Source organism: Paraconexibacter antarcticus, from assembly GCF_024220175.1.
Classification (GTDB): Bacteria; Actinomycetota; Thermoleophilia; order Solirubrobacterales; family Solirubrobacteraceae; genus Paraconexibacter; species Paraconexibacter antarcticus.
The window spans coordinates 3,722,156-3,737,208 of sequence record NZ_CP098502.1 but is presented as its reverse complement, the minus strand read 5'-3'; the positions used below and the strand labels follow the sequence as shown (position 1 = coordinate 3,737,208).

Sequence of the window (15,053 nt, the reverse complement as noted above, 5' to 3'; positions counted from 1 at the left end):
GCCATGACCCTGAAGATCGGACCGAGACGGTGGTCCGCAAGATCCTCATCGCCAACCGCGGCGAGATCGCCCGGCGGATTCAGCGCAGCTGCCGTGAGATGGGTATCCGGACCGTGGCAGTGTTCTCCGAGGTCGACGCTGACGCTCCGTTCGTCCACGAGGCGGACGAAGCCTTCGCCCTCGGGGGGCGGAGCGCGGCGGAATCCTATCTGCGGATCGACGCGATCGTCGGCGCGGCGCAGTGCACCGGTGCGGATGCGGTCCATCCCGGATACGGGTTCCTCGCCGAGAACGCTGACTTCGCCCGCGCCTGCGAGGAGGCCGGGCTCATCTTCCTGGGACCGACGCCGGCCACCATCGAGGCGATGGGATCCAAGGTACGCGCACGCGAGATGATGATCGCTGCCGGCGTCCCGGTGGCCCCGGCGATGACGCTCGACGGGGCCTCCGAGGAGGAGACTGCCTCGATCCCGGACCGGCTCGGCCTGCCGCTCATGATCAAGGCGTCGGCGGGCGGCGGCGGGAAGGGTATGCGGGTCGTCCGGCATGCCGAGGACTTCGCGGCAGCGCTGGCCGGTGCCCGTAGCGAGGCGCTGAGCACGTTCGGTGACGACACCGTGTTCGTGGAGCGGTACGTCGAACGGGCGCGGCACATCGAGGTGCAGATCATCGGTGATTGCCACGGCGATGTGCGTCACCTCTTCGAACGGGAATGCTCGATCCAGCGACGCCACCAGAAGGTCCTCGAGGAAGCACCCTGCATGGTGATGAGTCCCGGGTTGCGAGACCGGTTCACGCAGGTGGCGGTCGACGCCGGCAACGCGCTGCACTATCGGGGAGTCGGCACGGTGGAGTTCCTCTACGCGGAGGCGACGGACGAGATCTTCTTCCTGGAGATCAACACCCGGCTCCAGGTCGAGCATCCCGTCACGGAGGCGATCACCGGGCTGGACCTCGTCGCGGCCCAGATCGCGATCGCGGAGCGGAGCCACCTCAGCGAGGTCATCGGCGAGCCGCAGATCACCGGACACGCGGTCGAGGTGCGTCTCTACGCGGAGGACGCCGCGACCGGGTTCCTTCCCGCGACGGGCACGCTGGAGCGATTCCGCATCCCGGCGCTGCCCGGGATCCGGGTCGACCCCGGGCCGGTCGCGGGCGACGCCGTGACGGCGGACTACGACCCGATGATCGCCAAGGTGATCGCGCACGCGGCCACTCGCGCCCAGGCGATCCGGACGCTCGCAGCCGCGCTGCGCGATGCGGAGATCCACGGACTGACGACGAACCGCGATTTCCTCGTCCATCTGCTCGAGCACCCGGACTTCGTCGCGGGCCGGTTCGACACGCAGTTCCTGGACGCGCCGGCCGCGGCGTCGCTGACGGGCGCGCTCGTGGATGACCCTGGACAACTGCGCCTCGCCGCTGCTGCCGCCGCGCTCGCGTTGCAGGCGTGCCAGCGCGCGGGCGTGGTGAACGGACGCTCGCTTCCGTCGGGGTGGCGCAACAACCGTTCCACCCTCCAACGGCGTACCGTGCGCCATGGCGACCAGGACTTCGCGGTCGGCTACCGACTGGACCCCGATGAGATCACCGTCGATGGCGTCGGTCTGGACGGCTGTCGGGTCTACGATGCGCGTGAGGACCGGGTCGATCTGCAGGTCGACGGTCGTCGCATGACGCTCCGCGTTGCGATCTACGGTGAGGACGTCTACGTCAACCTCCCGACCGGACAGCTGCTGTTCCGCGCGCAGCCGCGCTTCCCCGGCGCGGAGGATGAACAGGCCCCCGGGTCACTGACCTCGCCTGTTCCCGGGAAGGTCATCCGCCTGGCGTGCGCTGTCGGCGAGGTCGTGGTCGCCGGGGACGTCGTGCTCGTCATCGAGGCGATGAAGATGCAGCACGAGATCGTGGCGCCGGCTGCCGGTGCCGTCACGCAACTGCTCGTCGACGAAGGAGCGCAGGTCGACGCCGGCGCCGTCGTCGCGGTGATCGCCGACCCTGAAACCGAGGACCGCTGAGATGACCGAGACCAACGAGGTGCTCTACGAGCGCCGTGGCCCTGTTGCGTGGCTCACCCTGAACCGCCCGGGGGCGCACAACGCGCTGAGCGCCTCGGTGCGAGGCGGACTGCGGGAGGGGTTCATTCGCTTCGCCCAGGACGACGAGGCGAGGGTGCTCGTGCTCACGGGCGCGGGCGAGAAGGCCTTCAGTGCCGGTGGAGACCTGAAGGAGATGGCCGACACCGCGCTCGGACCGCCGCCCGCGGACTTCATCGCCCATCTCAACCGCAACATCACCGTCGACAAACCCGTCATCGCCGCCGTCAACGGCGTCGCCTTGGGCGGCGGTTTCCTCCTCGCGCAGATGTGCGACCTGTGCATCGCTGCCGAGCACGCCAAGCTCGGCATCACTGAGGCACGGTGGGGGCGCGGCGCGCCGTGGGCCGCGCCGCTCGCCTGGATGATCCCGCCGCGCGTGGCCCTCGAGCTGCTGATGACCGCCGCACCCATCACCGCCACCCGCGCCTACGAACTCGGCCTCGTCAATCGCGTCGTCCCGGGCGAGTCGCTGCAGGCCGCTGCCCAAGAGCTGGGCGAGCAGATCGCGGCGAACGCGCCGTTGTCGGTGCGGGCCGGCAAGGCCATGGTCTACGCGACGGCGGAGGTCGGGTGGACGGAGGGTCTGGAGATCGGCGATCGCATCTGGGATCCGGTCTACCGCAGCCAGGACGCCCAGGAGGGCCCCCGGGCCTTCAAGGAGAAGCGCGCCCCTCGCTGGACGGCGAGCTGAGCGCGGCGCCAGAGCTTTTCGCCAAACCCCGAACCCAGGAGTCAGATGCCACACGAAGAGTTGAAGGGACGCGTGTTGGACACCGTCACCTTCCCCGTCGAAGCCGGGAAGATCCGCGAGTTCGCCCGCGCCACCCTCGCCACGTCCCCCATCCACGAGGATCCGCAGTCGGCCGCCGAGCGGGGCTTCGCCGCAGTGCCCGCACCGCCGACGTTCGCGGTTTCCGTCGCGCACCACCGCACCGTCGACGAGGCCTCGGCACTCGGCCTGGATCTGCGTCGCGTGCTCCACGGTGAGGCCGCGTGGGAGTTCTTCAAGCCGGTCGTGGCCGGAGACGTCCTGACCGCACATCGCGAGGTGGCCGACGTGATCCAGCGCGAGGGTGGCCGCGGCGGCCGGATGACGATGATCATCATCCGTACCGACTTCACCACCGCGGACGGTGCGCTCGCCATCCGGCAGAGCGACACGATCATCGAGCGGGCGGCATGAGCGCTCCGGACCTGGCTCCGGCCCCGGCCGACCTCACGGCGCTGACCGTGGGCGACGAGATCCACGGGCAGTTCGGCCCGATCACGCGTACCCAGCTTGTGCGCTATGCCGGCGCCGGCGGCGACTTCAACCCGATCCACCACGACGAGGAGTTCGCGAAGTCGGCCGGCATGCCGGGCGTCTTCTCGATGGGCCTCTTCCATGGCGGTGTCGCCGGCGGCTGGCTGGCGGCATGGCTCGGACTGGAACACGTCACGGCACTGAAGCTGCGCTTCACCGGACAGGTCTGGCCGGGCGATGTGCTGAGCCTGCACGCACGTGTGGACGACATCGAGGAGCACGCGGACGGCCGGTTGATCATCTGCTCGCTGCTCGTGGAGCGCCAGAACGGCGACGTGGCCCTCAAGGGCGAGGTCCGCGCGCGCTGAAAGCAGGTCTGTCCCTCTCACCAGTGAGAGGGGCAGACCCCCTTATGGGGATGCCGCACCGACCCACCCGCTCGACAATCACCTCGACCTCACCCGCCCGTCGAAAGGCACCATGCGACTGCACAGCGAAGCGCTCATCACCGAGTTCACCGACCAAGGCCATTGGGGTGACCAGACCGTGCTCGGCATCCTGGACGCTACGGTGGCACGTCTGGGCGACGCAATCGCCCTGGAGGATCCACCGGATCGCGAGGAGCTCGTCGGGAGCCCGGGGCGGACCCTCACGTGGCGCGAGTTCGGGACCGCCGTGGACGGCATCGCCGCTGGGCTGCACGCCCGCGGGGTGGGGAAGGACGACGTCGTAGTCGTCCAGCTCCCGAACGTCTGGGAGCTTCCGGCGCTGTACTTCGCGATCGCCCGCACCGGTGCGGTCATCGCCCCGATGCCCGTCCAGTGGCGCGAGCGAGAGCTTCGTCACATCGTCAGTCTGACCGAGGCGGTCCTGTACATCGGTGTGGACGAGCTCAAGGGCGCTGCGCTGATGCCGTACGCCGACGCCGCGTTGCCCGGCACGGTGCAGCGGCTGGAGCTGCGTGACGTCGCCGCCTTGGCCGCCACACCGGCGCCGCCGACGATCGCGTACCCCACGGTCGACGCTAACGACGTCTTCACCTTGTGCTGGACCTCCGGGACCGAGGCGCAGCCGAAAGGCTGCCCGCTGAGTCACAACAACTGGATCTTCCAGGGCCAGAGCTTCCGCCGCGCCACCAACCTGCGCGACAACTACCGCATTCTCGGCCCTGCCCCGATCGTGAACATGACGGGGGTGGGCATCATGGTCATGTGGCTGCTCAGCGGTGGCCGGCTGATGCTGCACCAGCCGCTGAACCTTCCGGCGCTGCTGCGGCAGATCCCCGACGCGGAGTTCACGATGCTCGTGCCCGCGATCCTGACGATGCTCCTCAAGCTGCCCGAGGCCCAGCAGCCGGATTTCTCGACGGTCGAAGCCATCGCCACCGGGTCCGCCCCACCGTCGCCGTGGGCGATCGAGGAGTTCCGTCGCCGCTGGGGGGTGGAGGTGGTCAACGTCTTCGGCCAGAACGAGGGCACGATTCTCGCTGCCGGCGCGGCCGACGTCCCCGACTCGGTGATGCGGTCCAGCCACTTCCCCTGGTGGGGGAAGGCCGCCGCCGCGTGGGCGTCGGGGGTCGACGGCATCGACGTCAAGCTGTTGGCCGACGACGGCAGCGTCTGCGCGGAGGTCGGCGATATCGGCGAACTCGCGTACCGCGGCCCGAACGTCTTCCCCGGCTACTTCAAGGCGGATGAGCTCAACCTCGAGGCGTTCACCGCGGAGGGGCACGTCCGGACCGGTGACTTGTTCAAGATCCTCGACGACCGGCACATCGGTTTCGTGGACCGCAAGAAGGACATCATCATCCGCGGCGGATTCAACGTCAGCGCGGCCGAGGTCGAGACCGTGGCTCAAGGCCACCCTGGCATCGCCGACGCGGCCGCCGTCGCCGCACCGGACGAGGTCCTCGGCGAGCGCGTCTGCCTGTTCGTCGTCGCGCAGGACAGCTCCGCGCCGCCGTCGCTCGAAGGCATCGTGACCTTCATGCGGGGCGAGGGCATCGCGATCTACAAGCTCCCGGAGCGGCTGGAGATCGTCGCCGAGATCCCGCGCAACCCCGTCGGGAAGATCCTCAAGAAGGACCTGCGAACGCGCCTTCGCGCCGTCACCCCGGCCTGAGCGCCTCCCAGACAGGCGGCGGGCGTGCAGCTCGCCGCCGACTCCGTCAGCCCCTCCCGTGTCCCAGAAAGCCCGCCATGCCATTTGCCCAGCACGCCGCCTTGACTCCCGACAAGATCGCCGCCGTGATGGGCGACAGCGGTCGATCGATGACGTTCGCGGAGATCAACGACCGTTCGATCCAGCTTGCGCGGTACCTCCAGGATCAGGGGTTGGCGCCGGGCGACGGCCTCGCGCTGCTCATCGAGAACCGCCTGGAGTTCTACGAGGTCTTCTGGGCAGCCATGCGGTCGGGGCTGCTCGTCACCCCGGTCAACACGCACCTCGCGGCCGAGGAGGTCGCCTACATCCTGAGCGACAGCTGGGCCTCGGCGATCATCACGTCCGGGACGCTGGCGCCGCTCGCCGAGGCCGCGCTGACGAACGCCCCGTCCTGTGCGGTCCGCCTCTGCCTCGACCACGGCGCCCCAGGCTTCACGGACTACGAGGAGGCGATCGCCGCACAGTCGACCACCCCGCCGGCGCTGCAGCCCCTCGGCGACTTCATGAACTACAGCTCAGGCACGACCGGACGGCCGAAGGGCATCCGCCGCCCGCTCCGTGATCAGGACTTCGCCGAGCCGACGGTCCTGGAGCCGTTGCTCGCCGGGATCTTCGGCGTTGGCGCTGACACCGTGTACCTCTCGCCGGCGCCCCTCTACCACTCGGCGCCGTTGGCGTTCTCGACCGGGACGATGGCGCTCGGCGGCACGGTCGTCCTCATGCCGAAATACGAACCGGAAGCGTGCCTGCGCGCCATCGAGCAGTACGGGGTGACGCACAGCCAGTGGGTGCCCACGATGCTGATCCGGTTGCTGCGCGTCCCCGACGACCGGCGCAGCGCCTATGACCTCTCGACACATCGTGTCGCGATCCACGCCGCGGCGCCCTGCCCGCCGCAGGTGAAGGTCGACATGGTGGAGTGGTGGGGGCCGATCCTGCACGAGTACTACGGTGCGACGGAGCTTCACTCGATGACGCACGTGACGAGCGAGGACTGGCTCGAGCATCCCGGAACGGTCGGGCGGCCCGTGCTCGGCGTCCTGCATATCTGCGACGACGACGGCAGCGAGGTCCCGACCGGTACGCCCGGCCTGATCTACTCCGAGCTGCCCGAGGCGCCATTCGAGTACCACGGCGACGCCGAGAAGACGGCAGCCTCGCGGCACCCCGCCCACGCCAACTGGACGACGGTCGGCGATATCGGCTACGTCGATCGGGAGGGCTACCTCTACCTCACCGATCGCAAGGCGTTCATGATCATCTCCGGTGGCGTGAACATCTACCCGCAGGAGATCGAGCACGTGCTCGTCGGCCATCCGGCGGTCGGCGACGTGGCGGTCTTCGGCGTCCCCCACGCGGAGATGGGTGAGGAGGTCGTCGCGATCGTCGAGCCACTCGGCACCGCGGGGTCCGACGCGCTGGCCGAGGAGCTCCGGGTCTACGCGCGTGAGCACCTCGCCGGCTACAAAGTGCCCCGCCGGGTGACGTTCATCGACAGCCTCCCGCGAATGGAGACCGGCAAGCTCGCCAAGGGCGCGCTCCGCGAACGCTTCCTCGCCGAGACCGTGGCCCGATGACGCCGGCGGCCCTCGGACGACCGGGGCCGGTCGGAAGTCCCGGCGGCTGGAGTGCGCACCGCCGCATCCTCTTCGCGACCGCCGCCATGCTCGCCATCGGCTGCGGCAGCCAGCTGACGACCCTGCTGGGCACCCTCAGCGGAGCCGGCTGGGAGAGGATCGGCAAGTTCGGCCTCTTTTCGCGGGGCTGATGACGCGGCCTGGTCAGGCACCGCCGATGCCTGCCGGCCGCTGCTCCCAGAACGGGTCGCGGATCTCCCGGCGCAGGACCTTGCCGATCGGCGTCTTCGGCAGTGGGCCGCTCCGGAACTCCACGGTCGTCGGCTTCTTCACCGAGCCGAGCGCAGAGCGACACCACTCGATCAGTTCCGCCTCGGTCACGGCGGCTCCGGGTCGCACCACCACTGCCGCATGGGGCGTCTCACCCCATTTGGGATGCGGCACGCCGACGACCACCGCTTCGGCGACCGCCGGATGCGCGTGGAGCGCGTTCTCGATCTCCGCCGGCCAGATGTTGTACCCGCCGGAGATGATCATGTCCTCCTTGCGGTCGGCGAGGTAGAGGAAGCCGTCGTCCTCGACGCGGCCAAGGTCCCGGGTGCGGATCCAACCCCCCGGCAGTGTCCTCGCGGCGGTTCCCTGGGGGTCCTGCCAGAGCCCCAGCATCCCTCCAGGCGATCGGCCCGCGACCTCGCCGATCTCCCCGGCAGGAACGTCGAGTCCCTCGTCGTCCACGATCCGGATGAAGGCGTTCGGGCTCGGCCGGCCCGCCGAACGCAGCCAGCGACGGAGGTCCCCGGAGAACACGTGCTCGTCCGGACGCAGCACGGTCAGCGGCAGGATCTCGCTCTGACCATAGAACTGGTGCAGGACGGGGCCGAACAGCGCGGCGGCATCCTCCAACGTGCGCTCGGAGGCGGGTGAGGCGGTGTAGAGGACGTGGCGCAGGTGGGAGAGGTCGCGCGTCCCTGCGTCCGGATGGGCGGCGAGCAGTTGCATCATGGTGGGGACGAGCAGCACCGTGGTGGCGCGCTCGGCCTCCAAGAGCCGCAGGACCTCGCCGGCGTCGAAGGCGGGGCAGAGCACTTGGGTGGCACCGCGGGCGATCATCGGCCAGAAGAGAAGCCCGGACGCGTGCGACATCGGCCCGCAGACGACCTGGACGTCGGCCTCGGTCAGGCGACCCAGAGACAGGCAGACCTCGTCGGCCATCTGTCGCCAGCCCAAATTCGAATGGGCGATGCCCTTCGGGCGTCCCGTCGTTCCGGCCGAGAAGCGGAGGATGTGCACGTCAGCGGCGGCGACGGCCGCTTGGGGGTCCGCACCGGATCCGCGCGCCACCAGCTCCGCGATCGAGCATTCGCCGGTGGTCGTCCCGACGACGAGCTCCACGTGCTGCAGCGCGCCCCTGCACGCGAGGATCGTCTGCACGTACTGGTCCTCGGCCAGGACGATCCGCGCTCCGCTGAGATTCAGCATGTACGCGTGTGTGTCGCTGGCGTTGTGCGTGTAGAGCGGGCAGCGGACGAAGCCGCCGAGGGCAATCGCGCAGAGCTGCTCGGCGGTGTCGAGCGCGTTGTCGCCCACGGTGGCGATGCGGTCCCCAGGGCGCGCCCCCGCCGCAACGAGGCCGGCAGCGAGCGCGGAGGCGCGCGCGTAGAGCTCGGCGTACGTGAGCTCGGATGCGTCGCAGCGGATGGCCACGCGCTCGGCGTGGTGCCGTGCGCTTCGCCGCAGGATGTCCCCGAAGTCCATGACTGCCTGCTCTCTCGACTGGACAGGCCCGGGTGGCCGTCTGTCACCCGAGAGTCGCAGCCCGTGGCGCTTGCGGGCATAGGCGGAACGAGGGACATCTCTCCTCCGGACGAGACAGCTGCAATCCGCGTGAGCGATCGTTCAGCTACCATCGGCGAAGTCGCTCCTGGGCGGCGGGGCCCGCCGGCGCGTGCTCAACCGTATTCCCTTCTCCGGAGGTCTCTCGTGGCACCCATCACTCCCGTTCGCGGTCGCGTCGTCGCCATCACCGGCGGAGCCCGTGGCATTGGCCGAGCCACCGCCCAGGAGCTGCTGCGGCGCGGCGCGCGGGTAGCGATCGGCGACCTGCAGGCGGACCTGGTGCAGCAGACTGCCACCGAGCTCGGGTCCGGGGTTCGCGGCTACGCGCTGGACGTGACGGATCGCGCGTCGTTCAGCACCTTCCTGGAGGCCGTGGCCGAGGACTTCGGCCGGCTCGATGTGCTCATCAACAACGCCGGCATCATGCCACTCGGAGACTTCGTCGACGAGAGCGATGAGGTCGCTGCGCGCCAGATCGCGATCAACCTCACCGGCGTTATCTTCGGGACCAAGCTGGCCCTTCCGGCAATGCTGGAGCGCGGTTCTGGCCATATCGTCAACATCGCCTCGGCGGCCGGCAAGGTCGGGACCGGCGGCGGGGCGACGTACTGTGCGACGAAGCACGCGGTGGTCGGCCTCTCTGAGGCCGTGCGGGCAGAGGCCCGGAGCCGTGGGGTTCAGATCTCGGTGGTGATGCCCACCATCATCAACACCGAGCTGGGCTCAGGCGTCGGCGCGACGCCGATCCTCGGCAAGCCGGAGCCGGCCGAGGTCGGGACGGCCATCGCCGACGCCCTGGAGCGTCCGCGCTTCGAGGTCTACGTGCCCCGGGCACTGGGCCCGATCTTCCGCGTCATGCGGCTTCTTCCCCGGTCGACCCAGGATCTCACGCTCCGGCTGCTCGGCGCGAACAAGGCACTGACGCAGATCGACCACGGGGCGCGTTCCGCGTACGACCAGCGCGTTGCCGATGTCGTCGACAGCACGCCCGTGCCCCGCTAGAACCGAACGTTCACTTCGTCCGTCATAACATCACCGTACCTCGGAGAACACATGGATCTCGATGACTCCCCTGAGCAGGCCCAGTACCGCGCGACCGTCCGCAGCTGGATCGAGCAGCACCGTTCGTCCGCGCCACCGGCGCGGGGTGACGCGGAGGACGCCGCCTACATCGAGCGCCGTCGCACCTGGCAGCGCGAGATGGCGGAAGAAGGCCTCGTCGGCGTCACCTGGCCGAAGGAGTTCGGGGGCCAGGGACGCGGCCCGCTCGAGCAGGTGATCGTCAATCAGGAACTCAACGCCGCCGATGCCCCGGGGGTGATCGACGTCATCGGCATCGGCCTGATGGGGCCGTGCATCATCGCCCACGGAAGCGAGGAGCAGAAATCACGCTACCTGGCGCCGATGCTCCACGCCGACGAGGTCTGGTGTCAGCTGTTCAGCGAGCCGGGGGCAGGCTCCGATCTGGCGGCGGTGCAGACGCGCGCCGTCAAGCAGGAGGACGGGAACTGGGCGCTCACCGGCCAGAAGGTGTGGACGACCAACGCGCAGTTCTCCGCGTACGGCATGTGCCTCGCCCGCACCGACGCCGACGTGCCGAAGCACAAGGGCCTGACGATGTTCATCGTGCCGATGGACGCCGAGGGAGTGTCGACGCACGGCCTCCGGCAGGTGTCAGGGGAGGCGGAGTTCAACGAGGTCTTCCTCGACGGCGTCGTCGTCGGCGGGGACGAGATGGTTGTCGGCGGGGTGGGCAACGGGTGGATGACGGCCCTGACCGTGCTGATGTTCGAGCGGGTCATGATCGGGCTGAGCGCGGAGGGGTTCGGATACAGCGCGGACCGCTTCGCGCCGGCACTCGCCGCCGTGCCGCATGCGCGCACGGACAAGGAGGTCCGCAAGCGCTTCGGACAGCTCTCTGCCGAGCTTCTGGCAATTCGCTTCGCCGGGTTCCGGGCGTTGTCTGCACTGGAGAACGGCCAGATTCCGGGCCCGGAGGCCGGACTGAGCAAGATCACGACGGTCAACGCGGCGATCGCGGCCGGCGAACTGCTCGCGGACGTGCTGGGCCCCGATGCCCTTGACGAGAGCGGCGAGTGGGCGTACATGATCTCGTTCCTGCCCGGGCTCAAGAGCGCCGGTGGCACCGAGGCCATCCTGCGCAACACGGTCGGCGAGCGGGTACTCGGGCTGCCGCCCGAGCCGCGGCTGGACAAGGGCATCCCATTCGCGGAACTCCGCGCGAAGGAGAAGCAGGCGGTGGCGTCATGAATCTCTCACTCTCAGACGAGCAGGTGTTCCTGCGTGACGCCGCTCGCGGCGCGCTCTCGCGGTTCGACACCCTCGAGGCCGCCCGCACCGGTCTCGAGGACGCCGCGACCCTTCCCGACCTCTGGCCGACGGCGGTCGAAGCCGGGTGGCCGGGCATGCTGATCCCCGAGGACGCCGGTGGCGCCGGACTGGCACCGTTCGATGCGATGCTCGTGGCCGAGGAGATCGGCCGCGCCCTCGCCGGAGTCCCCTTCCTCGGCGTGCTGCCCGCCACGGTCCTGCTCGCTGCGGGGGGCGATGACCGCCTTGCGGCCGTCGCCGGCGGCCAGACGCGCGTCGCGTACGTGCCGGCGCGCCCGCCCGGTGACCTCGATGAGCCTGAGTGGACCACGGACGCGGCCGGTGGCGGGCGCGGGCCCGCATTCCAGGCAGGCGGTGCGGAAGGTGCTCTTGCGCTCAGCGGCCGCGCGGCCTACGTCCCGGACGCGCACGGGGCGGAACTGCTGGTGGTGATCGCCGTGGACGAGCGCGGGGAGCCGGTCGCAGCGGTGGTCGAGGCCGGTGCATCGGGCGTGGCGGTCGAACACGTCCAGCGGTACGACGCCACGCGCTCGCTGGCGCATGTGACGCTCGAGGGGGCGCCGGCCCGGCCGCTGTCCTGCAGCACCGAGGACATGGGCCGGGCTTGGCACCTCGCCCAGGCGCTGATCGCCGCGGAGGCGGTCGGAACGGTGGCAGCAGCCCACGAGATGATGCTGGCCTACGCGAAGGAGCGCTTCACGTTCGGTCGAGCGATCGGGTCCTACCAGGCCGTCAAGCACGAGATCGTCGAGGTGTTGCGTCAGCTGGAGAACGCGCGCTCGCTGTTGTTCTACGCCGGGTGGGCCGGTGAGCGTCGTCCGGAGGAGTTCGCGTTGGCCGCATCGGCAGCCAGGACCTCGGCCGGGGGGGCGCTGGACATGGCCGCCCGCGCGAACATCAACGTCCACGGTGGCATCGGTGCCACATGGGAGCACGACGCGCCGTTGTACTTCCGCCGCGCGCAGGTCACGCGCCGCCTGGTCGGCGGACACGGGGACGCGGCAGACCGGGTCGCCGGCGAGTTGCTGCTCGTCGCCGACGCAGCCCAAGGGTGAACCGTGTCGTCCCGGGGCGCAATCCCCGGGACGACACCCTCCGACCGCGGGGGGTGTGCGAACAGGCCACTGCGCGGGCGGTCCCGACCTTGAACGCACCGATTGGTGTAGTCTCGTCGAGGCCTGGTTGCCCGTCCGGCGGAGAGGGAGAGATGATGGCGGAGCGTGAGACGTGGCGATGGGGACCGCTAGCGGCGGTCTGCCTCGCGCAGTTGCTGTTGATGCTGGACGTCACGATCGTGATCGTCGCCTTGCCGGACGTCGCTCGAGACCTCTCCGGAGATCTCCAGTCGATGCAGCTCATCGTCGACGCCTACGCGCTGACGCTCGCCGCGTTGCTGCTGAACACCGGAGCGATCGCGGACCGCGTGGGTCGGCGGCTGGTCTTCCTCATCGGTCTCGTGGTCTTCGGCGTGGCGTCGGCGCTCTGCGGCGTCGCTGGCTCTGCGGCGTTCCTCGTCGTCGCGCGAGGGCTGCAGGGGATCGGCGGCGCGATGCTGTTCGCCACCGGCCTGGCCATCCTTGGCGCCGCGTACCAGGGGGCAGACCGGGCCAAGGCGCTGGGTGCGTTCGGCGCGGTCTTCGGCGGTGCGGTGGCGCTCGGCCCGCTTGTCGGAGGTGCGATCATCGAGCTTGCGAACTGGCGCTGGATCTTCCTCGTCAACCTCCCCGTGGTCGTGCTCGCTGTGGTGATCGCCGTGCGGTACGTGCCCGAGACCCGGGATGAGCGCCCGCGGCCGGTCGACTGGATCGGTCAGCTCACGTTCACCGTGGGCATCGGCGCCCTGGTGTGCGCGCTGATCAAAGGTGGCGACTGGGGGTGGGGCGACCGCACCACCCTCACGCTGTTCGCGGTGGCGCCGGTGAGTCTCGGGCTGTTCACGTTCAGCCAAGCCCGCCAGCGGCAGCCGATGTTCGACCTGGCGCTCTTGCGCAACCGGTCGTTCGCCGGGGGCGCGATCGCCGCGTTCGCCACGTCGGCGTCCCTCTTCGGCATGTTCGTCTACCTGACGCTCTTCTTCCAGCAGGTAGAGAACACCAATGGGCTTGAGGCTGGCACGCGCCTGCTGCCGGTCACCGTGCTCGCGTTCTTCGCCGCCGCCGGCGCCGGTCGTCTGTCCGCTGTCGTGTCGGCTCGCCTCGTGCTGACTGTCGCGCTCGGGTGCACCGCGCTCGGGCTCCTGCAGATGACGATGCTCGACAGCGGCTCGAGCTGGACCGTCGCGCTGCCGGGTCTGGTGCTCTGCGGGCTGGGGTTCGGCCTGGCGAATCCGACGGTCGCCGCGGTCACCTTGGCCGTCGCCCCGCCTCATCAGGCCGCGACCGCAACGGGGATGAACTCGACCTTCCGGCAGGTGGGAGTCGCCTCCGGGGTCGCGGGGATGGGCGCGATCTTCAGCCATGCGCTCCGCAGCGTCGACATCGCGGCCCGGCGGGCTCCGGCCGGGAGCCTCGACAGCGCTGCGGTCCATCAGGCATTTGCTACTGCGCTTGATCGGGTGTTCTTCACGGGGAGCGCGATCGCGGGCGTGGGTGCGGTGCTCGCTGCGGTGCTGATCAGGCCCGTCGAGACGCCGGCCGTAGGAGTGCCTCGTGAGGAGGCGTCCGGCGCAGCGGCATCCGGTGTCGGCGCCGGCTCAGCCGCGTAGACCGCTTCCGCCTGGCGTGGTCATGCAGCGCTGCGGTGTCCAGCAACCGGACGGTTGCGTACTGTGCCGTTGATGACCTCGGTGCCGATCGCGTCGCGGTCGGCCAGGAGGTCGAGGTGCGCGAGGACCTCGCACATGCCGAGGAACATCATCGCGGTTGGGAGGTCGTCCCAAAGGACATCAACGAGATCGCGCGCGCTCCGGGGGCGATCGCTCAGCGCACGCAGGATGTCATTGGCGCGGGCATCGTGGAGTGCGATCCGTGACGCGATAAGGGCACGGGAGCCGCTGAACGGTGCGCCGTGCCCCGGAAGACCACAGCGCACGTCGAGTTCGCTCGTGCGGGCCAGCGAGTCGAGGTACTCGAGTAGTGGTCGTGGCCGCGTGCGCTCATCGGCGGCCAGGTTGACGTCCCGGGCACTGAGTGGCATGTGAGCGATCGGGTTCGATGACACCCCCGGAAGCAGGTGATCCCCAGCGACGAGCAAGCCGTGCGCGTCGTCGAAGAGCACGATGTCGCTCGGGCTGTGGCCCGGCCGGTGGTACACCTGAAAGGTCCGGGCACCCGCGCGGAGAAGATCGCCGTCTCGCAGCGGTACATCGACGGCCACCGGCGCGGCGTACTGACGATCATGACGCTCGCGGTCGGCGAGCACGCGCAGTTCTCGAGCCGTCATGCCATGACGCTCCATCAGCAGGGCGAGGTAGGCGTGCTGACGGATGAACATGGCGTCCAGGTCGTTCAGTTCATCGGCGAGGGGCGCGAACGCTGCAACCTGGGCTCCTGAACGACGGACGATGGCGGAGGCGTTGCCGATGTGGTCCTGGTGCTGGTGCGTGAGTACGAGCAGTTCGATGTCGGCGAGGGCGACCCCGGCCGCGGCAAGGCCGTCCTCGAGCGCGCGCAGCGCCTTCGGCATCCGCGGCCCACAGTCGACCAGGGTCAGGGGGGCGCCGCGGAACAGGTAGGCGTTGACCGGACCGATCGGCCACGGCGTCGGCAAAGGGATGCAGACGACGTCTTCCGGCAGATCGGTCGAGGTCACGGGAGGACCCGGTGACATCGGAGATGCGGTAGT

The 15,053-nt window shown here is 69.7% G+C and carries 13 protein-coding genes; 11 read left to right on the top strand and 2 right to left on the bottom strand.

Features of this window, described 5'->3' with window-relative positions:
* The first annotated feature begins 29 nt into the window (after positions 1 to 29).
* The 7 genes from NBH00_RS18260 to NBH00_RS18230 all read left to right on the top strand — a co-directional run bounded on the left by NBH00_RS18260 (position 30) and on the right by NBH00_RS18230 (position 7,273).
* Positions 30 to 2,018 carry an acetyl/propionyl/methylcrotonyl-CoA carboxylase subunit alpha gene (locus tag NBH00_RS18260; RefSeq protein ID WP_254570019.1) on the top strand — a complete coding sequence of 663 codons (1,989 nt, stop codon included), beginning with the start codon at positions 30 to 32 and terminating at the stop codon, positions 2,016 to 2,018.
* A 1-nt stretch (position 2,019) separates the two neighbouring features.
* A complete protein-coding gene (locus NBH00_RS18255) occupies positions 2,020 to 2,790 on the top strand; it encodes an enoyl-CoA hydratase/isomerase family protein (RefSeq protein WP_254570018.1) in 771 nt (256 codons plus the stop codon).
* A 72-nt stretch (positions 2,791 to 2,862) separates the two neighbouring features.
* Complete coding sequence (locus tag NBH00_RS18250; protein WP_437126622.1) at positions 2,863 to 3,282, top strand: FAS1-like dehydratase domain-containing protein; 420 nt, start codon at positions 2,863 to 2,865, stop codon at positions 3,280 to 3,282.
* Positions 3,279 to 3,710 carry a MaoC/PaaZ C-terminal domain-containing protein gene (locus tag NBH00_RS18245; protein WP_254570016.1) on the top strand — a complete coding sequence of 144 codons (432 nt, stop codon included), beginning with the start codon at positions 3,279 to 3,281 and terminating at the stop codon, positions 3,708 to 3,710. The genes NBH00_RS18250 and NBH00_RS18245 overlap by 4 nt, the downstream gene beginning before the upstream one ends.
* Positions 3,711 to 3,822: 112 nt before the next feature.
* On the top strand, positions 3,823 to 5,463 hold the full coding sequence (locus NBH00_RS18240) for a class I adenylate-forming enzyme family protein (protein WP_254570015.1): 1,641 nt from the start codon (positions 3,823 to 3,825) through the stop codon (positions 5,461 to 5,463).
* Positions 5,464 to 5,540: 77 nt separating this feature from the next.
* Positions 5,541 to 7,082, top strand: coding sequence for an acyl-CoA synthetase (locus NBH00_RS18235; protein ID WP_254570014.1), 1,542 nt, complete (start codon positions 5,541 to 5,543; stop codon positions 7,080 to 7,082).
* A complete protein-coding gene (locus NBH00_RS18230; RefSeq protein ID WP_254570013.1) occupies positions 7,079 to 7,273 on the top strand; it encodes a hypothetical protein in 195 nt (64 codons plus the stop codon). Before NBH00_RS18235 ends, NBH00_RS18230 begins: the two co-directional genes overlap by 4 nt.
* Before the next feature lie 13 nt (positions 7,274 to 7,286).
* On the opposite strand, the gene NBH00_RS18225 is transcribed toward NBH00_RS18230, so the two are convergent.
* Positions 7,287 to 8,837 (bottom strand): class I adenylate-forming enzyme family protein, encoded by a 1,551-nt coding sequence (locus NBH00_RS18225; protein ID WP_254570012.1) that lies wholly within the window; start codon positions 8,835 to 8,837, stop codon positions 7,287 to 7,289.
* A 225-nt stretch (positions 8,838 to 9,062) separates the two neighbouring features.
* On the opposite strand from NBH00_RS18225, the gene NBH00_RS18220 reads away from it, so the two are divergent.
* From NBH00_RS18220 to NBH00_RS18205, 4 genes are all read left to right on the top strand, one after another.
* The gene (locus NBH00_RS18220) at positions 9,063 to 9,920 is read left to right on the top strand and encodes an SDR family oxidoreductase (protein WP_254570011.1); all 858 of its coding nucleotides are present in this window, start codon (positions 9,063 to 9,065) and stop codon (positions 9,918 to 9,920) included.
* 51 nt (positions 9,921 to 9,971) lie between these two features.
* Complete coding sequence (locus tag NBH00_RS18215) at positions 9,972 to 11,189, top strand: acyl-CoA dehydrogenase family protein (RefSeq protein ID WP_254570010.1); 1,218 nt, start codon at positions 9,972 to 9,974, stop codon at positions 11,187 to 11,189.
* Positions 11,186 to 12,325 carry an acyl-CoA dehydrogenase family protein gene (locus NBH00_RS18210; RefSeq protein WP_254570009.1) on the top strand — a complete coding sequence of 380 codons (1,140 nt, stop codon included), beginning with the start codon at positions 11,186 to 11,188 and terminating at the stop codon, positions 12,323 to 12,325. Before NBH00_RS18215 ends, NBH00_RS18210 begins: the two co-directional genes overlap by 4 nt.
* A gap of 155 nt (positions 12,326 to 12,480) precedes the next feature.
* A complete protein-coding gene (locus tag NBH00_RS18205; RefSeq protein ID WP_254570008.1) occupies positions 12,481 to 13,974 on the top strand; it encodes an MFS transporter in 1,494 nt (497 codons plus the stop codon).
* Positions 13,975 to 13,994: 20 nt separating this feature from the next.
* Here NBH00_RS18205 and NBH00_RS18200 read toward each other — a convergent pair whose 3' ends face one another.
* On the bottom strand, positions 13,995 to 15,020 hold the full coding sequence (locus NBH00_RS18200; RefSeq protein ID WP_254570007.1) for an MBL fold metallo-hydrolase: 1,026 nt from the start codon (positions 15,018 to 15,020) through the stop codon (positions 13,995 to 13,997).
* Positions 15,021 to 15,053: the final 33 nt, after the last annotated feature.

Bases quoted from the DNA above. Each gene is read 5' to 3' on its own strand.
- NBH00_RS18255 (WP_254570018.1), top strand. From the start codon at position 2,020: ATGACCGAGACCAACGAGGTGCTCTACGAGCGCCGTGGCCCTGTTGCG.
- NBH00_RS18245 (WP_254570016.1), top strand. From the start codon at position 3,279: ATGAGCGCTCCGGACCTGGCTCCGGCCCCGGCCGACCTCACGGCGCTG.
- NBH00_RS18240 (WP_254570015.1), top strand. From the start codon at position 3,823: ATGCGACTGCACAGCGAAGCGCTCATCACCGAGTTCACCGACCAAGGC.
- NBH00_RS18235 (WP_254570014.1), top strand. From the start codon at position 5,541: ATGCCATTTGCCCAGCACGCCGCCTTGACTCCCGACAAGATCGCCGCC.
- NBH00_RS18230 (WP_254570013.1), top strand. From the start codon at position 7,079: ATGACGCCGGCGGCCCTCGGACGACCGGGGCCGGTCGGAAGTCCCGGC.
- NBH00_RS18225 (WP_254570012.1), bottom strand. From the start codon at position 8,837: ATGGACTTCGGGGACATCCTGCGGCGAAGCGCACGGCACCACGCCGAG.
- NBH00_RS18215 (WP_254570010.1), top strand. From the start codon at position 9,972: ATGGATCTCGATGACTCCCCTGAGCAGGCCCAGTACCGCGCGACCGTC.
- NBH00_RS18210 (WP_254570009.1), top strand. From the start codon at position 11,186: ATGAATCTCTCACTCTCAGACGAGCAGGTGTTCCTGCGTGACGCCGCT.
- NBH00_RS18205 (WP_254570008.1), top strand. From the start codon at position 12,481: ATGGCGGAGCGTGAGACGTGGCGATGGGGACCGCTAGCGGCGGTCTGC.